This is a genomic window from Vibrio sp. Isolate32 (assembly GCF_022397955.1).
In the GTDB taxonomy this organism is placed as follows: domain Bacteria; phylum Pseudomonadota; class Gammaproteobacteria; order Enterobacterales; family Vibrionaceae; genus Vibrio.
Genome location: NZ_JAKEUQ010000007.1, coordinates 1 through 19,566, shown reverse-complemented (window position 1 = coordinate 19,566; position 19,566 = coordinate 1). Strand labels below are relative to the sequence as shown.

Below are 19,566 nucleotides of genomic sequence, written 5' to 3'. Positions count from 1 at the left end.
AGATTGTGGTTTACCCCCTAAACTGCATTAGGCTCGCACTAGTCACGCGAGCCTTTCTTTTGCCTGCCGTAAAACTCAAGCCAACACTATCACTTCAAAACCCGCTACAACGCTAGATAGTCGATGTAGCCTTTTTCGTTGCCGCCGAATAGAGTTGCACCATCGAGTTGTGCTAGCTCTCTGCCGTTTTGTAGGCGTGATACGAGATCTGGATTTGCTACGAATGGGCGACCAAATGCGACTAGGTCGGCGTAGCCTTTGCTTAAGACTTCTTCGGCGCGTTGTGGTGTGTAGCTGCCAGCGACGATGATAGTGTTAGAGAACAAGGCTCTTAGCTCAATTCGGAAGCTTTCAGGGATAACTGGAGCATCATCCCAGTCGGCTTCTGAAAGGTGCAGATAAGCGATATCACGAGCTTGCAGGGCTTTCGATGCTTCTAAAATTGTTGGCACTATGTCTGGGCAGTTCATATCTTTGAAGGTGATGAATGGCGCCAAGCGCACACCGACTTTATCGGCACCTATCTCTGCAATCACTGCATCAACCACTTCAATCAGGAAGCGAAGTCTGTTCTCACCGCTTCCGCCATAGTTGTCGTTGCGCTTGTTTGAGTTAGTTCTTAGGAATTGATCGATTAGGTAGCCATTGCCGCCGTGGATCTCGACACCATTAAAGCCTGCTTCGATGGCTTTCTTTGCTGCGTTCGCAAAATCTTGAACTACTCGATCGATGTCTGCTTGGGTCATTTTTCTTGGTTGGATGCAATCGACCATATTGCCGTTGCCATTCTCATCAGAAATCCACACCTGAGTTTCTATTGGAGCCAAAGCTGACGGCGCAATCGGCAGTTCGCCCTTTTGAAAGGTAGGGTGAGAAACTCGACCTACATGCCACAACTGACAGAATATTGCTGTACCTTGTGCTTTAGCGGCGGTGGTTACTGACTTCCAACCTTCGATTTGTGCATCGGTATAAACGCCGGGAGTGAATGAGTAACCTTGAGAGTCATCAGAGATCTGCGTCGCTTCAGTGATGATAAGCCCAGCGCTAGCACGTTGTTGGTAATAAGTCGCCATCATGTCGTTGGGCACATTGCCCGGTTGGCTGCTGCGAGCTCGGGTCATGGGTGCCATCACCACACGATTTTGCAGTGCTAACTCCTTTAATTGTGTCTTGTTGAATAATTTAGTCATGCTCTGGATTCCTATCTTCTGCTGATAGGGACTATTTTATTTGTTCGACTGAGTTTGATAATTAGCTAAAATATGAATTTATTATTCGGTTGAAATGAACAGTGTGACGAGGAAGAAGTAGCATGGATAAGTTTTCAGACATGGCGATGTTCGTCAGTATCGTGAAGCATCAAGGTTTGGCTGCAGCAGGACGCGAGCTAGGCTTATCACCTGCGACTATGACGGCAAGGCTGCAGGCACTGGAAGAGCGATATGGTGTGAAGTTGTTGAATCGAAGTACTCGACATGTGTCTTTGACCGATTCTGGCGAGCTGTATCACAGGGCATGTCTGGAGATATTGGATAACGTCAGTGAGACTGAAAACCTGATTCAAAATGGTGTCAAAGAGGTTAAAGGCCCTTTAAAAGTCGCCGCTCCCAAAGACATCGGCAAGCAGTACATTCTTCCTATTCTCTCTGAGTTCTGTCAGCAATATCCCGATGTGATCCCTTACCTCTATTTGAACGATAACCTGTCGAATATTGCAGAGTCGGGCATGGATGTGATTATTCGCTACGGAGAGTTAATTGACAGCAGTTTGATATCAAGACGTTTATCCACGAGCCGACGTGTGCTGTGTGCTTCTCCTGAATACCTTGCCAAGCATGGAACGCCATTAACGCCTCAAGACTTAACAGAACATGATTGCTTGGCAATGCTGCGTAGCAATGAGGAACTCAAGACTTGGCACTTTCAAGATCACGACATGAAAAAGTCGATTACCGTTGTGCCAAAACGATTTTCAGACGACGGTGAAGTGATTCGTTATTGGGCATTAAAAGGCGAGGGTATTGCGCTCAAATCAGTGTTGGATGTGCAAGATGACATAAAAAACCAACGTCTTGTCACTCTGCTCAACGGCTATATGAAAAACTTCAATACCTCGACCTCTGTATCGAGCGCCGACTTGAATGTGGTGTACATCAGCAAGAAGTATCAACCTAAGCGAATTCGACTATTTTTGGATTTCCTAATCGATAATTTTGGTCGTTTGACCGATAAATCAATTAATTAACGCGATATGACAAAACTCTCAAACTGAAAGCGGGACAGCGGACAGAACTGACTGGACTGGTTATGATGTGAGCAATAAATGGATGTTACTGGAGAGAACAATGAAAATAGTTGGCAACACGGTGATCAAACCATTGCATAAAGCGACCTGCCATTGCGGTGCGGTGGAGTTAGAGCTCAGCCTACCTAACGGCATCGAAAAGCCACGCCGTTGTGATTGCTCTATCTGTCGTCGTAAGGGTGCGATAGTGGGTTCGGTAGCCTTGGATGGTCTCAAGGTCCTCAAAGGTGCAGAGCATCTCAAGTTATATCAATTCAATACCAACACCGCGAAGCACTACTTCTGCTCGAACTGTGGTATCTATACTCATCATCAACGTCGTTCTAGCCCAAATGAATATGGATTCAACATTGGTTGTTTAGAAGGGGTGAACCCTTTTGATATTGGTGATGTGGTGACTAACGATGGGGTGAACCATCCTGCGGATCGCTAAGGAGAAAGTATGTCTGATTATGGTGCCTTGATTCGCTGGCAGAAAGGCGACGATGAGGTATTTAGCGACAACCAATACAGTCGCGGGCATACGTGGGAATTTGATGGTGGTGTTATTATACCTGCGTCGTCATCGCCTCATGTGGTGCCACTACCATTCTCTGTTGAAGAAAATGTTGATCCCGAAGAAGCCTTTATTGCGGCGATTGCCAGTTGTCATATGCTGACGTTTTTGGGCATTGCTGCTAAACAAAAGTACGTCATCGAGTCTTACGTTGATGATGCAGTAGGTGTGCTTGAAGAAGATAAAGCGGGGCGAGCTTGGGTTAGCCATGTGACGCTTAGACCCCAAATTCGATTTGGTGGTGATAAGCGCCCAACGGATAAACAGATCGAAAAGCTGCACCGTCTGGCGCACAGTAACTGCTTCATTGCCAATTCTGTTAAGACTGAGATAAAGATTGAGCTTCTTCATTGAGTTTTAACTGCTTCGTATTGTTGTTGATGCTGAATCTAGCTGTTTTGTAAAGGCTGTGTAATCCTAAGACCCTCTGTCGATTATCTGATATAAGTTATGTTTAGCGTCCCACTGAATAGTTTTGTACATCGTGTGAGTGATAAGAGCCAAGTAATGGCGAACGCCGCTGAGTGTGGATGTCAGTTGAATCGAGTTCGTCGCTCACGCAACTGGTTATTGGTGGCTCAAGAGCATCAATTGATCGAATTCAAAGCTTTGTTAACTCATGAAAAAGACGACTGGATAACAGTCGCCATAGACAAGGTACTGCCAAAACCTGTGGTGTGTTTGGCGTCGCTGTTAGCCGCAACTCCTTCTATGACAGTTGCTCAATTGGTTATGGAGTCTGGATGTTCAATGGCTGAAGCACGACGAGCCATTGATGACTATGAAGGGTTATAGATAAGTTGTGAGCGCTTGGAAAAGTACCGAGCAGTAAAAAGCCCGTAACGATATGGCGTTATTTCAGCGCGATATCGTTACGGGCTTTATCATCTGAGTTTCTGTGAAACCAGCGAGAGCGTTAAAGTTGAATTAAGAGTTAGCGACTTTTACACGAATCGTGTTTTTGCCAAGCTTAGTCATGTGCAGCTTGTCTAGTGCAGTTTTCGCTTCTTCTTGCTCTGGCATTTCAACGAAAGCGAAACCTTTTGAGTAGCCAGTTTCTTGGTCTAATACTAGGTTGCATGCTTTTACTGAACCGAACTCAGAAAATAGTACACGGATGTCTTGCTCTGTTGTTGAGCGAGATAGGTTACGAACTAGAAGTTTCATAATGAACCTTGAATATGAATTTACATCGCGCATTGTCGCACACTTTGAAGGTCACCCTTACAAAATAATTTAAGATCTCATTTGTTTGGTAGCCAAGATCTGCGGCAGCACTTTGAGTTGTTTGTCGTGATTATTCGTCGTCGAACTGTTTGATGGTGAAGATGTCTTCGATTCGGTTCAGCTCTTCTTGTTCTTTCTGACGAAGCTCTTCTTGGCGAGCAATTTTCATCTCATTAAGACGTTTCTTCTCTGACTTGGTCAGGAATTTAACGGCTTTTTTGTTGGTTAATGCGTAAGCAGCTACGTCTTCACCTTTTTCTCTGCGCTCGTTTACGCGTTGTGAGAAACGTTCATTGTCGCGAGCTTTACGCTCCGCTGAGGTTAACTTGCTCATGCTTTAAAGCCTTTTTAATTTATCGTGGTAGGGAATCTACACGTGGCGAAACAAAGGGGCATTCATCAGTATGAGGTATTGGCCATTTGTACGCTGGTGGCGCATCTTAGCACAGTGGGGGAGCATGTAGGCATGCTATTCGAGGGATTAAACGAAACAACCCACAACGCGTAGTAGCGGGCTGAATACAAAAGCTGTTTGATTCAGATTGAATTGAAAGGCGAGTTGTCTAAATCTTTTCGATGTACAGGATGACCTCTCCGACTTTGAAGCCGAACTTAGACATCTCGGTCTTATTGAACAATCGCTTTTCGTCCATCAAGAACATCCAATCATCCAATGTAACTTCATAGGTACTGCCGTCGACTTCAATTTCTAAATCGTACTTCCAGTAGAGCGCAGAGCCTTGGGTTTCACCATAAGCGGTTCCTACGACATCGTTAGCGGTGCCTGAGTAGGTGTTGTCGCCGGTTTTTATCAGGTTCCACACTCGGGTTGAGCGTTCACCATCGGCAAATGAGAACCACTCTTTGATTTCACCATTATTGCCTTTCCACGTAGCGATGAGTTTTGCATCGAAGCGTCGTAGCAAGTTGCCGGAGCGGTCGAGTACCATACCGTAAGCCATTAACTCGCCATTGAAGAAGGACTCAAGCTTGAGCTCTGGTGTTGTGTCGACATGATTATCAAGGCTGGCAGAGCCACAGCCTGTTAGCCAACTAAGAGACAGTATTGCGAGAGCAAATTTGATTATTTTTGTTTTTGAATTCATTTATTCAAACCTAATAGTTGTTTGCGTAGGCTAGGTTCGGAGGTGTTTTCAGATAGCCAGATAGCTAGGAAGGCATCGCCAAACTGTTTGTCTTGAATGACACCGATAGGCTGCTCATCGAAGTAAAAGCGGCTGACATTATCTTCGGCTACTCGAATCGTTAGTGTGCTTCCTGCTTCTACGTTGGGCCACATCGAGTAGAGTGGCTTCAACCAGCGCTCGATGTTGCTGTTAGGATAGCCAAGCTTGTTCCATTGCTCTTCGGTCGCTTCGACTAGGTCCTTACTGTCTATCGCACGGTAGTACTCTATTTTTAAAGCGCGTTCTGAACTCGAAGGTGAGGTGTAGAATTCAGCAGAGTAGAGTGTCCAAAAAAGGTAACTCATTTCTCCTTGTCCGCGCTTATTTAAATCGTCGACAGCAGAGGCGCGCGCTTGCCCAGCAAAGAGTAACGCTACCATTAATAGAAAGAGGGTGAAGACACCTAGTATTGCTCTTGTGGTTTGATTGTTCGCAGCAGTTTGAATGTTAGATTGGGCACACGCTTGTCTCTCAGTGCTCTTGGAATTGAGCGACTGCGTCCATTTGAGTGAGTAAGCCATAAGTCACCTCGTTGTTCTTGCCATTGTCGGTTTCATCAAGTTGGAGTAGGCCGCCACAAGAAGAGGTAAAAATATCCCCCAACTCAACGCAAGGGCAGCAACTACCGATGCATCTGGCCAAGCAGCAAGGAGGGCTCCCGCTTTTATCCCTCCCCAATAGCTACTAGTACCCGCTACGAACCCTAAGGCGAACAAGATCATTTTTGAGCATTTTAAGAGCCAATGAAGGCTGTGGTTGAAGCTAATCAAGAACATGATCCATAGGCAGACGAGCCACACAGGGAACCATGATTGATTGGCAATGGCAGGGTCGACGGCGAAGACGCCGAAGTGAAGCATGAGGCTATCAAGCAGTAGCCCCAATGGTAATAAAACGAGTATTTTAAGGTCGCTGTGGCGAGTCGGTGACAATAGGAAGTGAATGATCACCAGCAGCGGCGTTGCGAACGGGGCTTGAGCGGTGAAGAACGCGCTGCAAACCCAGGTCGCTTGAAACAGAATGAGATTAATAATCCAAAACCGTTTCATCTTTCGCTCCAAAGTAACGAGGTTTTCTTGCCACCAGATGATGAGTGCTGATCACGCGCTCGCGGAACGCACCTTCACAGTAGCAGAAGTAGAAGGTCCACAGGCGCTTGAACTCTTCTGAATAGCCCAGAGACTGCAATTCTTCCCAGCTGTTTTGAAAGGCAATGTTCCAGTCGTTCAATGTGCGTGCGTAATGTAGACCAATGTCGTCAATCTCTTGAACAACAAGGTCCGTACTGTTCGCAAGATGCTGGGTCATCACTGATACAGAAGGTAAGCAGCCGCCAGGGAAAATGTATTTTTGGATAAAGTCGACGCTTTTACGGTATTTTTCATAACGCCCATCAGCGATGGTAATCGCTTGAATCAGCATTTTGCCGGAAGGCTTCAACAATGAAGAACATTTCTCAAAGAAGGTTTGCAGGTATTCATGTCCCACCGCTTCTATCATCTCGATGGAAACCAACTTATCGTATTTACCCGTTAGGTTGCGATAGTCTTCTTTGAGTAGAGTAATTTTGTTGGTTAAGCCGAGCGATTTTACGCGCTGCTCTGCGAGCTCATGTTGTGCGTCTGAAATCGTTGTGGTGGTGACGTGGCAACCGTAATGTTGTGCCATGAAAATTGCTAAACCACCCCAGCCAGTGCCAATCTCAACCACACTGTCGGCCTCAGAGAGTTCTAAACGCTCACAGATCGTTCTCATTTTGTTCTGCTGTGCTTTCGATAAAGTCAGTGCTTCATCACTGTAGATAGCTGACGAGTACTGCATTGAGATATCAAGAAAGCGTTCGTACAGCTCGTTACCGATGTCGTAGTGAGCCAAAATGTTTCGTTTAGAGCCTTGCTCGGTGTTGGCATTTTTGCGACGAAGCAGTAGATTCTTAATTCGAGAAATCCACTGAGTTCTGTCGTCTAGCTCATCTAATTGAGCTTGGTTGCGAGCCATAATCTGGATCACGCGGGTTAGGTCTGGGCTGGTCCATTTGCCATCTATATAGGCTTCGGATGCCCCAATACTGCCGTTGATAACCACGTCTCTAAAAAAGGTCGCATCATGTATCACAATTCGACCTTTCAGATCTGCTTCTCTGTCTCCGAACACCGAATGCTCGTCTCGCTCGATGATTTCCAGCGTTGCAAATTGCAGACGCTCTAAGACCTTAAAAATTAAAGCTCGATACTTACAGTTGCTTGAAACAGCAACGGCTTTAGCTTGTTGTTCAATGTTGTTGTTTTGTTTTGCAAGCTGTTCCATTTCAACCTCGCTGAGAATTCATTCTAACTTTTTTGCCAACTAAGTTGGGTGGCATTCGTTGGTTTGAGCACACCCACAACATAATTGAGTATTGGTTTCGGCGCTTAAGGTGTTGAGTCTGGATGCGCCACAAACGGTACTTTTTTCAAGAATAACTTGAGAGCCTGATAATAAATCCCCATCACGACTTTCACCGTCATTGCCGGGATCTTAAAAACCGTTTGCCTAATGTTTGTTTTCGTTACTGACTGCTTGGTAAGTGCTAGCGTTGCATCGAAAATTCTTTCGCTTTGGCGGCTTTCGATGTGGACTAACGTACGTTTCGCTGGTGGCTTAATTTTCCAAAAATAGGTCATGTTTAAATCCATGAACGGTGAAACGTGAAAATTTTTTTTAACTTTCAACTTTTGGCGCATGTCGATCAGATAGTAGTGTCTCTCTCGCCAAGGTGTGTTGCTCACCTCGGCCAACATATATCGACACTTGTCTGCTTCGTCGTAACAGAAAAAGCAGTTGATTGGGCTGAAGTAAACACCTAAGCATCGGCATTGAGCCAGCATTGTTACTCGGTTTACATCAGACCAATTGCCACCAAGCAGTTGTACTTTGGATGCTATACGTTGTTTTAGAGATTTAGGTTCATCGCCAATTGCATTTTCTTCTTTTTCAGCAAGATAGTCCGATTCGACAAAGCGAATCGGGTTGTACCAGCGAGTTCCAAACAGCACACTGCGCGCGGTGGTCTTAGGCAGCTCATCGAGATCCAGCCCCATCATGTAGAGCTGGTAGCTGAACTCATGAGGGATATTGCCAAAGCGGCGATGCCTGACATTTCCCCAATAGATACCGCTGAACTCTTCACTGTGTTCGGATGCGATCTCCGTATTGGATGCTAGGGTCTCGGTGTTCATTGTGCTGAGCTCGTGCTGAGATCCAGACCAAAGCGCTTGGTCACATCCAATGCGCTATGCACGCCATCTTCGTGGAACCCGTTGTACCAATACGCGCCTGCGAAATGCGTATTCTGTTTACCGCAAATTCGGTCACGCTGTTGTTGTGCATTGACCGTGTTGGAGTTCAATACTGGGTGGTGATACACAAAGCTTCGGATGATCTTTTCTGGAGCAATAGCTTCACTCTGGTTTAAGGTCACACAGAAGGTGTCTTTGCTTTCTATTCCCTGCAGAATATTCATGTTGTAAGTGACGCAAGTTGGTCGCTTGCTATTACCATCTAGCATGTAGTTCCAACTTGCCCACGCCAGTTTTCTGTCTGGTAGCAAGCTAGTATCGGTATGAAGAACCACTTCGTTGCGGCTGTAAGGTATCTCACCTAATACCTCTTTTTCCTCAGCCGTTGCATCGCCTAACAGTGCTAATGCTTGGTCTGAATGGCAGGCGAAAATAACATCATCAAATTGCTTTGTTGCACCGTCTTTAAATTCGATAGTCACACCTGCTTCATGGCGAGTGACTTGTTGAATCGATGTGTTCAATGCCACTGGCTTGCTTAGGCGAGAAAGGATGATCTCAACATAAGAACGAGAACCTTTTGGAATCACATACCATTGAGGGCGATTGGTGATATCTAGCAGACCGTGGTTGTAGAAGAACTGTATGAAGAACTTGAGTTCGAACTTTTCCATCTCTTCAAGGCTTGTTGACCAAATAGCGGCACCCATTGGCAGAATGTAGTGTTGGCTAAAGAAGTCAGAAAATTGATGGTCACATAGGAAGCTGCGAAGGGTAACGTCAGGTGTGAAGCGGTTACTTTCAAATTGAGCCTTACACAACTTGTTGAATTTCAGAATGTCAGAGATTAATGACCAGAACTGCGGCTTGAAGATGTTGCTCCTCTGCGCGAATAGCGAGTTAACGCTGTGACCATTGTATTCAAACTGAGTGGTTTTGTTGTGAACACTGAAACTCATTTCTGTCGGTTGTCGTTCAACACCCAACTGTTCAAGTAGTTGATTGAAGTTTGGGTAGGTTCGATCGTTGAACACGATGAAGCCAGTATCAATCGAGAACGCCGAGCCTTGATGTTCAATATCAACGGTGGCGGTATGCCCACCAACGTAATCATTTTTTTCGAATACTGTTACGTCGTGGTGTTTATCTAATATGTGCGCGCAAGTGAGTCCAGAAATACCTGAACCAATAATGGCGATTTTCTTCATTGTTATACCATCCTTGAAGCGAGTTTTTGCCAAACTGAAGTTGGAAGCATTCTTAATAGCTTCATCAACATGATGAATCGTCGAGGGAAATCGATCTCACTCTTTCCTTGAGCAATTCCGTTGACGATTCGCTGAGTCGCAGCCTCACTACTTATAATCATAGGCATAGCGAACGTGTTTCGCTCGGTTAAAGGTGTTTCGACGAAGCCAGGATGCACAATTGAGACATGAATATTGTGCTTGGCGAGATCAACCGAAAGCGTTCTTCCTAAGTAAGTGAGTGCTGCCTTTGAAGCGCCATAAGCCTCGGCCCTTGAAAGAGGCAGAAAGTTGGCGCTAGAGCTTACTAAAACCAAGCGTCCGCCGGGTTTAATGTTTTTCAACCAAGATTTTAGAGCGTAACCAATAGAGATTAAGTTAATGTTGATGACTCGCTCAAAAAGCTCTGCATCAAAGTTGACTGGGTCATCGATGTATTCGCAGTCCCCCGCATTGAGAATCAGAAGGTCGAGAGGCTTGTCTTGGTCAAGCTCCGGGAAGTTATGATAATCCGTCAAGTCAAAGCAAAGAGGTGTAATCGACGACTCTGCGATGTCTGTCTCGTGTGAATCGACTAGGGCGTTTAATTTCTCTTGGCTACGACCACAAGCAATGACTTGATGACCTTGTTGGGCATAATCGAGAGCGAGTGATTGACCGATGCCAGAGGTCGCGCCTGTAATCATAATACGCATTATCGGCTCGCTCTTTTTTTGATGGATTTGATGGCGCAGCCCAATACCGGAATATGTTCATACAACATAGAGCCGACATCGAGATAGTCTCTGTGGTAAATCACTTGATCGTCGAGCATTTTGAGGTGGCTGTGGCCTTGCACCTCAATAGGCTTCTGCCCATTAAGTTGTTTGTGTACAAAGTGCATTGTCCAATATACCGATGCTTCGCCGTTAACTTCAAACGTGTGCTCGATGTGAAAGTCACAGCTAGTCACTTGGGTGTAAATGTTGTCGAAGTAGTGAGTTAGCGCTGCAATTCCTCTGACATGATGCAGCGGGTCTTGGAATTCGATATTAGGGTGATAAACTGTCTTTAGCACGTCGAAATTGTCCGTTCCGAGCTCTCGATACATGTTGAGAAAGTTATCAAGCCATAGAGAGTTATCCATAATATTCACTCTAATTATTTGAAAAAGGCTAAGGCTCTCAATCGTGCTTCTTTATGTTCAACGATGGGTTGCCAGTATTGACTGTTTATTCCGTTTTTTGCTATGTAATCATGTGGGAAATGCACATGCTTATCCGGAATATTTTGCAGCTCTGGTATGTACTTACGGATAAAAATTCCTTTCGGATCAAACTTTTCACTCTGGGTGATCGGATTGAAAATTCGGAAGTAAGGTTGTGAATCACAGCCGGTACTTGAAGCCCACTGCCAGCCGCCATTGTTGGCACTGAAATCACCGTCAATTAGGTGTTCCATAAAGAAGCGCTCACCCCAACGCCAGTCAATCAACAAGTGTTTAGTTAGAAAGCTAGCGACTACCATTCTTAACCTGTTGTGCATCCAGCCAGTTTCGACCAGTTGACGCATGGCCGCATCAACCAATGGATACCCCGTTTTTCCTTCACACCAAGCTTTGAAGCTCGGATGATCTTTATACCAATCTAAGCCATTGTATTTCTGCTGGAAGTTAGCGCCTTTAACCAGTTTAGGATGGTGGAACATCAAGTGCTTATAAAAATCTCGCCAAATTAACTCGTTGAGCCAAGAAAAAGCGGGCAGTTGGGTATCAAACAGTAAATCGGGTTGCTGTTGGATCAGTTGAATGGCTAACCATCTTGGGCTTACCGCGCCAATCGCTAAGTAAGGCGATAAACCGGAGGTCCCTTTTACTGAAGGGATGTCTCTCAGGTGAGCGTAGTCGTTGACCTTGTTGGCTAGAAAGTTAGGTATCACATTGCCAAGTACGTCTTGGCTTAGCGGCCAACGGCTTGAGTCGACACGTGGAAAGTCGAAACCATAGTCACTGGCAAGCTGGAGCATTTTAAGATTGTCAGGCAACTGAGTCTTAGCATTGTTATTAGAAGCGAGTGCAGCCGGGCTACATTGAATCCCTTTTGCTTGTACTTCTTTTAACCAGGCATTTTTAAATGGCGTGAAAACCTTGAACATCTCACCTTGTTGGTTAAGCACACTGCCTAGAGGGAGCATCACATCACAGTCGCTGATCTGAAGATTTATGCCGCTCGATATCAGTTGTTGGTCACGAGCTTGTTCATCGACCTCTGGCTCTGAATTGGCGAAAACAGCCTGAGAACCGATTTGTTGGTACAGCTCGGTCAACTGCTTGGCTTGATCATCAAAATCGGTCGCTTTGAGGTGCAGCAGGGTTATGCCCAAGTCGGCGAGTTCAGCTTCCAGTTGCTTTAAATGACGGAAGATAAAGTCTGCTTTAATCGGAGCAAGGTGATGTTGATTCCACTTTTGTGGTGTTGAAATAAAAACGGCGATTGAAACGCCGTTTTCGATTGCTGAGACGAGAGCCGGATTATCGTGAATGCGTAGGTCTCGTCTTATCCATAGAATATCGCTCAATATCCGTATCTCAATTTAAGTTCTTGCGGGTGAGGATTTAAGTACACCTGTGACTGCAGGTACTCGTTTGGGTATTCCATCAAATAATGATTGATCAGTGTGAGTGGCACTAACAGAGGAATCACGCCCTCTCTGAAAGATGCGATCTGGTTAGACAGCTCTTGCTTATGAGCACTGCTTAGTTGCTTTTTAAAGTAACCCTGAAGGTGTTGAAGTGTGTTGGCGTGCGTACCACGGTTTGCATGGTGCGATAATGCCGTCATCAGCCCTTCGATATACGTATCTGCAAGCTCATTTATATCTAGCTCGTTGCCTGCTAGTAACTTACCAAGGCTTTTGTAGCCTTCAACATGATGACACATTACTAGGTACTTGTGGGCGCTGTGGAACTGGATAAGCTTGTGCTTAGTAATTCCTTCATCTACTAGGTCTAACCACTTCTGATACGTGAAAACACGAGTCATGAAGTTTTCGCGCAAAATCGGATCGTTCAGGCGACCATTTTCTTCCACAGGCAGCAATGGGTTGCCTTCCATAACCTGCTTAGTGAACATGCCAATACCTGTTGATTCAGAGCCGCGGCCATGATGGTGATACACCTTAACGCGCTCCATGCCGCAAGTAGGACTTTTTTGGCACACAATGAAACCAGCGATGTGTTGGTTATTCTTGGAGTAGTTTTGACCGAATTCGATTATCTCATCAGTGACGTCGCCAGTACCATCAGGACGGGAAACGTGAATGATATCGTCTAACATCCGTGTCTGACGAATAGTTGGGCGAGGTGTTGGCAATCCAACTGCCATTTCAGGGCACACTGGCTCAAGCTCAACATAATCTGCAAGGTCTTCAGTACAGAAGCGAGATCGTTTATGGCCAGTATCGAACCTAACTTTATGACCGGCGACACATGCACTAATGCCTATTTTTATTTTTTTATTCATTGGTCAATTCCTTACGCTCATTGCTCATTTTACTTCTTGTTATGTAGGATGTTGCTTATCCCATATTAATTTAGTTTGTTTTTGACGTTGTTTCCTAGCCGACTTTTAAAGTTCTGTGATGTAACTTAATAAATATATTTACCTAGTGGGTTGAACAGTTGGCTCACCCCTTTAGTGAAGTACAAGGCGTCGCTTGATACTGTCAGGCACACACATCCTTCCTTCGTTTCTGGCTGGTGCGTATGGTTTCCATCTAACCAAATGAAATCGCCTTTGTTGTAGACACCCATCTCGTCTTCGAAACTGCCTTCTAACAATAGAGTAATCTCGAAGCCCTTGTGTGTGTGGCAAGGAACTTGTCCATCTTTATCGATGTGCAACAAACTAGTGTGGTGCGCGTCGTCTTCAAAATCGAGTCGTGCTCGAGATATCTTCCCAAGGTTCATCCAGTCCTTTCTCGCGATTGAACTCAATGCTCGTGGAATAGTGAAAGTAGTGTCAGCGACTGCCACTTGCTCAGCTTTCGATTCCACCTCGATTGATTGCGACAGATCAGCAGTGATCTGATCAATCACATCAAAATTGAAATCTATGTCGTCGGCAAGGAAGCTATCCATTTCGTCGCTTGTTGCTGTTTGCTGTTCATCAAATACGCTGTCAGCTGCATTAGCCGTTAGCTTCTGCACTTTTGCCAGGCAGTGTTCACACAGCTCAACATGGCTGGACACAATTAGAGAAACTGAGTCAGCAAGCGTGCCATCAACAAAGTTTTTCAATATTGCATCGTTTGGGTGATGTTTAATCATGGCTTTGTTCCCCCATGTGAACCTTAAGTTTGGCTAGAGCGAGTCTTAAACGGGATTTCACGGTTCCAAGAGGGACGCCGAGTTGCTGTGCGAGTTGCTCTTGTGACAGCTCTTGGAAGTAAACGCCTTTCACTATAGTTTTCTGGGCTACTGGAAGCTTCTCGATTTGCGTCATGACATGGCGGCTCATTAAATGATCGCCAAACGGCAAATCTTCATTTTGGTTCTCGGCCACCATTGCGTCTAATGGCCAAATGTCGTCGGCTATCGTTTGCTCTGCTTTCGCTTTTACCTTGCGAAGCATATCGAAGGCTGCATTTCGCATTACTGTGTAGACCCAAGTGGTCGCTGCTCCTTTGTCTTCGTTATAAAGGTGTGCTTTCTTCCAAACATTGGTCATGGTGTCTTGAACCAATTCATTAGCAGCAGCTTCGCCGCCAAGTTTGCTGATGCCAAAACGTTTAATTTTCGGTGCGAAGAACTTGAACAAACAGGTGAATGCGTGCTTGTCTCGATTTTCTCCCACCGAAATCAACCAGCTTGAGAGCTCTGTAGGTACCTTGTTTTCACTCGATAATTTGTTGTCGGGAATGATGACATGCTCCTTGCCCTTCCCTTTACTTCTGCTTTCCACTTGCATAGTCAGTAACCATCATGCGAATTTGTGTGGCACTACGTGTAAAGCATCAGTAGGGATCACTTTTGTCTAAATTAATTTTTACCATACAAAATTATAGTGAACAAAAGTATTCACTGCCCCGTAATGATTTGATTCAAAAAAGGAACGAGCGAAGGAAAACTCGCCGGTTCTGTAAATTCTGATTTCTTTTCTAACGGGATTGGCATCATCTCTAGCAATCGCGCACAAATCCACTGCGGGCTATCAAAGTCTGGGGTCGGGTAGAGCGTTCTGATTGAATCGTGGTCACGGAACAGCTGGACTAGAAATGCAGTAAAGACATTGGGCACATCATAATCGAGCGCTGGCCAATGGGGTATATCACGGGATTGGCTTCTGATCAGGCCGTCACTTTGGCGATATGAAGAGTGCAACTGCACCAAGTTTTGCCCTTCTACGTCGATCTCTAACAACTGATCATCCGACATATTGAAATCGACAATCGTTACCTTGGTTCCCCACGTACTAAGATGTTCGGACTTTGTATTGTCTTGCGTCACGATAATAAAACCTTCGCCTTTGGCTGCGTGCGCTACCATGGCGAGATATTTTTGTTCGAAGATTCTTAACCTTTGTCTCCCTCCTGGCAAAAGAAAGATGGGGAGAGGGAACACAGCAAGCTCTAGAGAAGACTCTACGGGTTTGTCTGGTTTGGCTTCTGTCCGCGTGATCTTCCCAGTTGAATTCGGCACATAGCACTCCTTAGTTCAAAGATGATTTAGGAGGGTATACGGACTGTCTGAGAGGTTCGATCAATCTAGGTCAGGAGGTGGTTGTTTATTAATCGAGGTTGTTTGGAAAACCAGCTGCAATAGAAGGATATGTTTTTGTTGCACTTGTTCATAAATTCATAGTTCGTCTCTTCTTTAGTCGATTTCATTAGGTAGTATGTGGATAAATAGTAAGCGAGCAGAAAGAGGTGGATGGTTGCCTCTGTCTAACTTTCTTCTTTACTTAACATCACATCGAAGGACTGGTCATGATTGTTATTTATGGTATCAAAGAGTGCTTAAACCCGATTAAGCTAGAGCTCTCTAATGTTTTGCAGCAGTGCTTAAATAGTGAGATGGGGTTGCCAGATGACAAGCGTGCACATCGTTTTGTGCCATTGGAACGAGATGACTTCTTTTACCCAGAAGGGCGAACGCAGGCCTATACCGTTATCGAGATTAATATGATGGAAGGGCGCGCTGTTAACACCAAAAAGCGCTTAATTAAGAAGATCTTTTCTGAGATTGAAAAGCAGCTCTCTATCTCTCCGAACGATATTGAAATCACCATTAAAGAGCAGCCTTCACATTGCTGGGGTTTCCGAGGGATGACTGGCGATGAAGCACAAGATCTGAAGTACAAAGTGAACGTTTAGGTCTTGTCTGACGTTTCATTTTGCGTTCCCCAAACAACATTCAGCGGCTTTAAAAGCACGAAGCCGTTGTTGGAAGTAGCAGTTGAATGGGTAAACCTCTGAACTGTGATAGTGGAGCTGTTAACTATCGTCGCTCTCTTTTAAATATCGGTGCCAATTGGCGTTGATGACATCAAAATGCTCTACACAAAACTCCTTTCTGTCTTTCAGATAGTCGTTTTCTACTTCATCAAGTAAGTTTTTGTAGGCCTCAGGATCGCTGCCATAGACCAAACATAAGGTTGAGAAGTAGCGTTGTAGATCGAAGCTGTGCTCATCAATGTATTCACCCAAATCGTAATACTCTGGGCGGTCCTCTGATTCGAAGGCGAACATATCAGCTGCGCTTATCGCTGCATCTGTACCGTGTTCGACATAGTTGATTAGTAGGATGGTCGCTAAATTATCAACCGCGTCTTCTTCTTTACCCAGAATGACAATTTTCTGATCTTCAACATAGGCATGGCCAGCCTCGTGAATCAGTGTATGGAGCAAGGTATCGATGGCGCCAGTTTGCGCGGATTTCCCATACTCTTTTTCGTATTGGTTCTTTTCAAAATAGTTGAGTGATTCGGCGTAGAAGCTGTAAGGAATCAGTACATGATGAGTTTGCGGGTCGTAGAGCGGCCCCTCATCACCACCGTATTGAATGACCAAAGGCTGTTTGAACAGAAACAACTGATTTGATAGGTCTACCATTGTGTCATTAACGCCACTCTGCTCAATCTCTTGCTTAAGCTGTCTCTCTGCTTCGTTTTGAGGCGCTGAATATTCAATAATCAGATTGTTGTCGTGCATGCTTTCATTAGAGGCTTCGCTGGATGCATAACTTGTGGCAAATACAGATCCAAGGACTAGGCTGTAGGTTAATGCTCTTTGTTTCGGTGATGTCATTACGCTTCCTTATGGTTGATGTCTGATCGGTGGATTAGTGACATTTTGTATCGATGGGCTGATAGACAGTTTAGGCTGTTTTTTACTCCAAAGGCTATTTATCAGATAAATTTCGGTTCAGGTAAACCCTTGTGCTATACTCCGCGCCCCAATCCGAATTGGCTTGTTTAATCTTAGGAAATTATTATGAGTGCTAAAAACGAACTTCAACAAATTAATAACCGTTTAGACAAGTGTCGCCATAAATTAGCGGCTGCTAAAGCTCGTAATGATCGTCCTGTTGTTCGTCAATTTGAAGACGAAATCAAAAAGCTAACAAAGAAGATTGCCCAGCTTAAGCACAAGCAAAGCTACGATGTGAATCAAGAACGTAAGTCGTTGCTTGATATGCCATTTAGCCGCGAAATTACTAAAGCTGAGCAAGCGGATATGGGTAAACTGAAAAAGTCTGTAAAAGGATTAGTCGTTGTTCACCCAATGACGAAGATTGGTAAAGAGCTTCGTATTGAGGTTATGACGGGTTATGCCCCTAAAAAATTCTAATTACCAGCGATGGTAATAAAAGAGGAGCTAGCAATAGCTCCTTTTTGCTTTTTTAGGTATTCAGAAAGGGTTAAATCGACGATCGCATTGGCGAACAGATAAACAGATAAACAGATAAACAGATAAACAGATAGGTGTTGATTTGGGTCACAAAACCTCTCATCGCCTACTAAAGTTAACGTGTTACTAACATGACATTTAGCTGACACGCTAATGTGTTCGGTTTTCTAATCCAACAATTTCTCATCAATTTGCATAAATATAGGCAGAGCAACACAAGCACTTACAGATAAAACTAGACTCATTAGGGAAGATGAGAACGTAAAACAATAGAGGTTATATGAATCAATTAATTTCAATAGGGCCACTAGAATCTTTCTTAATCGCGATCAGCGTTTTGTTTCTAGGTCATTTTGTAAACGCAAAGCTACCGATTCTCAAAAAGTACAATATCCCAGAGCCCATTGTGGGCGGCTTAATTGTTGCTTTTGCGATTACAGGTCTGCATTTTAACGGCGTTGATCTAGAGTTCTCCCTACCTTTACAGAACACATTCATGTTGATGTTCTTTGCGACTGTAGGTCTTGCCGCTAACTACACACAGTTAATGAAAGGCGGTGCGAAGGTATTCTTGTTCTTGGGCGTCGCTTCGGTATACATCATCATCCAAAATGGTGTGGGTGTGACGTTAGCTACTGCGCTTGGTCTTGAGCCGCTAATGGGCTTGATAGCAGGTTCTATTACGCTATCTGGTGGTCACGGTACGGGGGCAGCTTGGTCGCAAACCTTTTCTGATACTTATGGCATTGCCAATACGCTAGAAATCGCGATGGCTTCGGCAACCTTTGGTTTGATCATTGGCGGTATCATCGGTAGCCCGGTGGCACAAAAGCTGATCGACAAAAACAACCTTGAATCAGAGTACGGTACAGGTACACAAACGCACGAGCGTTTCCCTGAGCTGGTGACGTATAACGAGTATGAAGAAAAGATAAAGTGACAGCCAAGAAGGTGATTGAAGTATTGTTCATTCTCCTTATCTGTATCACTGGTGCGAAATACCTAGAGCAGTGGGTGGCGACTTTTGAGATATCTTGGTTGATGATTCCTGACTTTGTTTACGCTCTTTTTATCGGTGTATTCATCACCAACGTTTTTGAAGTGACTAAGCTGCATAAAACCGACAGCGAAACCGTGGATATTCTGGGTACTGTGTCATTGTCTCTATTCTTAGCGATGGCGTTAATGAGCCTGAAACTGTGGAACATCTTCGACCTTGCGATCCCATTCTTGGTGATCTTGAGTGTTCAAGCTGTGGTACTTGGTCTGTTCTCTTACTTTGTGACGTTTAAAGTGATGGGTTCAAACTACGACGCAGCGGTTATGTCGGGTGGTCACTGTGGTTTCGGCCTAGGCGCAACACCTACGGCGGTAATGAACATGGGGTCTTTGGTGAACCGATTCGGTCCATCACCACAGGCGTTCATGGTGGTGCCAATCGTCGGCGCATTCTTCATTGATATCGTTAACCTGATTATCCTGCAAGGTTACATCTCGTTTATCGGTTAATGTGAACAAATCGCTTAACGCATAAAAAGCCAGTCTATTGACTTAACACTGATCAGTTGAACGATCCTACAGATGGTTAAAAATACCCTTAAGCACTTTTGTTTAAGGGTATTTTTTATGGTTCATCGCGGATTAGCGGGAACTAAAAACAAAAAAAAACGGTAGTAAGTGATATGGTTTAGTCGCCAAACAAAAATCATACACAAACTACCGTTTCCATGCCGAATCATACTTTCCTATCTTCATTCTGGGAAGGCTTTAAAATAGTAAAGTCTCACCAGACAGCATCACTTATTACCCTGACTCTTAAACCTAACTCTGAGGCAAAATGCCCTTGTGGTCTTGAGGCCGAGGCTATCCATGAGTA

General features: G+C 44.8%; 23 protein-coding genes and 1 pseudogene. 7 read left to right on the top strand and 17 right to left on the bottom strand.

Translation table 11 applies throughout. From position 1 onward, the window contains the following. Positions 1-104: 104 nt before the first annotated feature. Complete coding sequence (locus tag L1D11_RS07115) at positions 105-1,193, bottom strand: alkene reductase (RefSeq protein ID WP_239832163.1); 1,089 nt, start codon at positions 1,191-1,193, stop codon at positions 105-107. A 122-nt stretch (positions 1,194-1,315) separates the two neighbouring features. On the opposite strand from L1D11_RS07115, the gene L1D11_RS07110 reads away from it, so the two are divergent. The 4 genes from L1D11_RS07110 (at position 1,316) to L1D11_RS07095 (ending at position 3,659) form a co-directional block, all read left to right on the top strand. After that, positions 1,316-2,248 carry a LysR family transcriptional regulator gene (locus L1D11_RS07110; RefSeq protein ID WP_239832162.1) on the top strand — a complete coding sequence of 311 codons (933 nt, stop codon included), beginning with the start codon at positions 1,316-1,318 and terminating at the stop codon, positions 2,246-2,248. 100 nt (positions 2,249-2,348) lie between these two features. After that, on the top strand, positions 2,349-2,741 hold the full coding sequence (locus L1D11_RS07105; RefSeq protein WP_239832161.1) for a GFA family protein: 393 nt from the start codon (positions 2,349-2,351) through the stop codon (positions 2,739-2,741). 9 nt (positions 2,742-2,750) lie between these two features. Continuing rightward, a complete protein-coding gene (locus L1D11_RS07100) occupies positions 2,751-3,218 on the top strand; it encodes an OsmC family protein (protein WP_239832160.1) in 468 nt (155 codons plus the stop codon). 96 nt (positions 3,219-3,314) lie between these two features. Beyond that, positions 3,315-3,659, top strand: coding sequence for a ribosome recycling factor family protein (locus tag L1D11_RS07095; protein ID WP_239832159.1), 345 nt, complete (start codon positions 3,315-3,317; stop codon positions 3,657-3,659). Positions 3,660-3,791: 132 nt separating this feature from the next. Here L1D11_RS07095 and L1D11_RS07090 read toward each other — a convergent pair whose 3' ends face one another. The 15 genes from L1D11_RS07090 to L1D11_RS07020 all read right to left on the bottom strand — a co-directional run bounded on the left by L1D11_RS07090 (position 3,792) and on the right by L1D11_RS07020 (position 15,480). Next, entirely contained in the window at positions 3,792-4,031 is a 240-nt protein-coding gene (locus tag L1D11_RS07090) for an RNA-binding protein (RefSeq protein WP_004736983.1), read from the bottom strand. A gap of 130 nt (positions 4,032-4,161) precedes the next feature. Further along, positions 4,162-4,425: a DNA polymerase III subunit epsilon gene (locus L1D11_RS07085; protein ID WP_239832158.1), complete on the bottom strand. Its 264-nt coding sequence runs from the start codon at positions 4,423-4,425 to the stop codon at positions 4,162-4,164. Positions 4,426-4,654: 229 nt separating this feature from the next. Further along, positions 4,655-5,197: a DUF3833 domain-containing protein gene (locus tag L1D11_RS07080; protein ID WP_239832157.1), complete on the bottom strand. Its 543-nt coding sequence runs from the start codon at positions 5,195-5,197 to the stop codon at positions 4,655-4,657. Then, a complete protein-coding gene (locus tag L1D11_RS07075) occupies positions 5,194-5,799 on the bottom strand; it encodes a chalcone isomerase family protein (protein WP_239832156.1) in 606 nt (201 codons plus the stop codon). The genes L1D11_RS07080 and L1D11_RS07075 overlap by 4 nt, the downstream gene beginning before the upstream one ends. A gap of 3 nt (positions 5,800-5,802) precedes the next feature. Then, positions 5,803-6,327 (bottom strand): DUF2878 domain-containing protein, encoded by a 525-nt coding sequence (locus L1D11_RS07070; RefSeq protein ID WP_239832155.1) that lies wholly within the window; start codon positions 6,325-6,327, stop codon positions 5,803-5,805. Further along, positions 6,305-7,585, bottom strand: coding sequence for a cyclopropane-fatty-acyl-phospholipid synthase family protein (locus tag L1D11_RS07065; protein ID WP_239832154.1), 1,281 nt, complete (start codon positions 7,583-7,585; stop codon positions 6,305-6,307). Before L1D11_RS07065 ends, L1D11_RS07070 begins: the two co-directional genes overlap by 23 nt. 104 nt (positions 7,586-7,689) lie before the next feature. Further along, entirely contained in the window at positions 7,690-8,496 is an 807-nt protein-coding gene (locus L1D11_RS07060) for a DUF1365 domain-containing protein (RefSeq protein WP_239832153.1), read from the bottom strand. Beyond that, a complete protein-coding gene (locus L1D11_RS07055) occupies positions 8,493-9,764 on the bottom strand; it encodes an FAD-dependent oxidoreductase (protein ID WP_239832152.1) in 1,272 nt (423 codons plus the stop codon). The genes L1D11_RS07060 and L1D11_RS07055 overlap by 4 nt, the downstream gene beginning before the upstream one ends. A 2-nt stretch (positions 9,765-9,766) precedes the next feature. Beyond that, the gene (locus L1D11_RS07050; RefSeq protein WP_239832151.1) at positions 9,767-10,498 is read right to left on the bottom strand and encodes an SDR family NAD(P)-dependent oxidoreductase; all 732 of its coding nucleotides are present in this window, start codon (positions 10,496-10,498) and stop codon (positions 9,767-9,769) included. Then, positions 10,498-10,929, bottom strand: coding sequence for a nuclear transport factor 2 family protein (locus tag L1D11_RS07045; protein WP_239832150.1), 432 nt, complete (start codon positions 10,927-10,929; stop codon positions 10,498-10,500). Before L1D11_RS07045 ends, L1D11_RS07050 begins: the two co-directional genes overlap by 1 nt. Positions 10,930-10,943: 14 nt before the next feature. Continuing rightward, a complete protein-coding gene (gene phrB / locus L1D11_RS07040) occupies positions 10,944-12,359 on the bottom strand; it encodes a deoxyribodipyrimidine photo-lyase (protein WP_239832149.1) in 1,416 nt (471 codons plus the stop codon). Next, on the bottom strand, positions 12,356-13,303 hold the full coding sequence (locus L1D11_RS07035; RefSeq protein ID WP_239832148.1) for a DUF1722 domain-containing protein: 948 nt from the start codon (positions 13,301-13,303) through the stop codon (positions 12,356-12,358). Before L1D11_RS07035 ends, phrB begins: the two co-directional genes overlap by 4 nt. A gap of 125 nt (positions 13,304-13,428) precedes the next feature. After that, positions 13,429-14,109: a ChrR family anti-sigma-E factor gene (locus L1D11_RS07030; protein WP_239832147.1), complete on the bottom strand. Its 681-nt coding sequence runs from the start codon at positions 14,107-14,109 to the stop codon at positions 13,429-13,431. Continuing rightward, positions 14,102-14,749 (bottom strand): sigma-70 family RNA polymerase sigma factor, encoded by a 648-nt coding sequence (locus tag L1D11_RS07025; protein ID WP_239832146.1) that lies wholly within the window; start codon positions 14,747-14,749, stop codon positions 14,102-14,104. Before L1D11_RS07025 ends, L1D11_RS07030 begins: the two co-directional genes overlap by 8 nt. Positions 14,750-14,859: 110 nt before the next feature. After that, on the bottom strand, positions 14,860-15,480 hold the full coding sequence (locus L1D11_RS07020; RefSeq protein WP_239832145.1) for an LON peptidase substrate-binding domain-containing protein: 621 nt from the start codon (positions 15,478-15,480) through the stop codon (positions 14,860-14,862). Between the two features lie 287 nt (positions 15,481-15,767). Between L1D11_RS07020 and L1D11_RS07015 the strand changes: the two genes are divergently transcribed. Beyond that, entirely contained in the window at positions 15,768-16,154 is a 387-nt protein-coding gene (locus tag L1D11_RS07015) for a tautomerase family protein (protein ID WP_239832144.1), read from the top strand. 120 nt (positions 16,155-16,274) lie between these two features. On the opposite strand, the gene L1D11_RS07010 is transcribed toward L1D11_RS07015, so the two are convergent. Continuing rightward, positions 16,275-17,087, bottom strand: coding sequence for a DUF4344 domain-containing metallopeptidase (locus L1D11_RS07010; RefSeq protein WP_239832143.1), 813 nt, complete (start codon positions 17,085-17,087; stop codon positions 16,275-16,277). 186 nt (positions 17,088-17,273) lie between these two features. On the opposite strand from L1D11_RS07010, the gene L1D11_RS07005 reads away from it, so the two are divergent. Beyond that, complete coding sequence (locus tag L1D11_RS07005) at positions 17,274-17,630, top strand: YibL family ribosome-associated protein (RefSeq protein ID WP_008216793.1); 357 nt, start codon at positions 17,274-17,276, stop codon at positions 17,628-17,630. 340 nt (positions 17,631-17,970) lie between these two features. Further along, a pseudogene (gene gltS, locus L1D11_RS07000) lies at positions 17,971-19,199 on the top strand (sodium/glutamate symporter). Positions 19,200-19,566 lie beyond the last annotated feature (367 nt).

What these genes read in the sequence shown, in the direction of transcription:
- L1D11_RS07115 (WP_239832163.1), bottom strand. Translation starts at nt 1,193, where the DNA reads ATGACTAAATTATTCAACAAGACACAATTAAAGGAGTTAGCACTGCAA.
- L1D11_RS07110 (WP_239832162.1), top strand. Translation starts at nt 1,316, where the DNA reads ATGGATAAGTTTTCAGACATGGCGATGTTCGTCAGTATCGTGAAGCAT.
- L1D11_RS07105 (WP_239832161.1), top strand. Translation starts at nt 2,349, where the DNA reads ATGAAAATAGTTGGCAACACGGTGATCAAACCATTGCATAAAGCGACC.
- L1D11_RS07100 (WP_239832160.1), top strand. Translation starts at nt 2,751, where the DNA reads ATGTCTGATTATGGTGCCTTGATTCGCTGGCAGAAAGGCGACGATGAG.
- L1D11_RS07095 (WP_239832159.1), top strand. Translation starts at nt 3,315, where the DNA reads ATGTTTAGCGTCCCACTGAATAGTTTTGTACATCGTGTGAGTGATAAG.
- L1D11_RS07090 (WP_004736983.1), bottom strand. Translation starts at nt 4,031, where the DNA reads ATGAAACTTCTAGTTCGTAACCTATCTCGCTCAACAACAGAGCAAGAC.
- L1D11_RS07085 (WP_239832158.1), bottom strand. Translation starts at nt 4,425, where the DNA reads ATGAGCAAGTTAACCTCAGCGGAGCGTAAAGCTCGCGACAATGAACGT.
- L1D11_RS07080 (WP_239832157.1), bottom strand. Translation starts at nt 5,197, where the DNA reads ATGAATTCAAAAACAAAAATAATCAAATTTGCTCTCGCAATACTGTCT.
- L1D11_RS07075 (WP_239832156.1), bottom strand. Translation starts at nt 5,799, where the DNA reads ATGGCTTACTCACTCAAATGGACGCAGTCGCTCAATTCCAAGAGCACT.
- L1D11_RS07070 (WP_239832155.1), bottom strand. Translation starts at nt 6,327, where the DNA reads ATGAAACGGTTTTGGATTATTAATCTCATTCTGTTTCAAGCGACCTGG.
- L1D11_RS07065 (WP_239832154.1), bottom strand. Translation starts at nt 7,585, where the DNA reads ATGGAACAGCTTGCAAAACAAAACAACAACATTGAACAACAAGCTAAA.
- L1D11_RS07060 (WP_239832153.1), bottom strand. Translation starts at nt 8,496, where the DNA reads ATGAACACCGAGACCCTAGCATCCAATACGGAGATCGCATCCGAACAC.
- L1D11_RS07055 (WP_239832152.1), bottom strand. Translation starts at nt 9,764, where the DNA reads ATGAAGAAAATCGCCATTATTGGTTCAGGTATTTCTGGACTCACTTGC.
- L1D11_RS07050 (WP_239832151.1), bottom strand. Translation starts at nt 10,498, where the DNA reads ATGCGTATTATGATTACAGGCGCGACCTCTGGCATCGGTCAATCACTC.
- L1D11_RS07045 (WP_239832150.1), bottom strand. Translation starts at nt 10,929, where the DNA reads ATGGATAACTCTCTATGGCTTGATAACTTTCTCAACATGTATCGAGAG.
- L1D11_RS07035 (WP_239832148.1), bottom strand. Translation starts at nt 13,303, where the DNA reads ATGAATAAAAAAATAAAAATAGGCATTAGTGCATGTGTCGCCGGTCAT.
- L1D11_RS07030 (WP_239832147.1), bottom strand. Translation starts at nt 14,109, where the DNA reads ATGATTAAACATCACCCAAACGATGCAATATTGAAAAACTTTGTTGAT.
- L1D11_RS07025 (WP_239832146.1), bottom strand. Translation starts at nt 14,749, where the DNA reads ATGCAAGTGGAAAGCAGAAGTAAAGGGAAGGGCAAGGAGCATGTCATC.
- L1D11_RS07015 (WP_239832144.1), top strand. Translation starts at nt 15,768, where the DNA reads ATGATTGTTATTTATGGTATCAAAGAGTGCTTAAACCCGATTAAGCTA.
- L1D11_RS07010 (WP_239832143.1), bottom strand. Translation starts at nt 17,087, where the DNA reads ATGACATCACCGAAACAAAGAGCATTAACCTACAGCCTAGTCCTTGGA.
- L1D11_RS07005 (WP_008216793.1), top strand. Translation starts at nt 17,274, where the DNA reads ATGAGTGCTAAAAACGAACTTCAACAAATTAATAACCGTTTAGACAAG.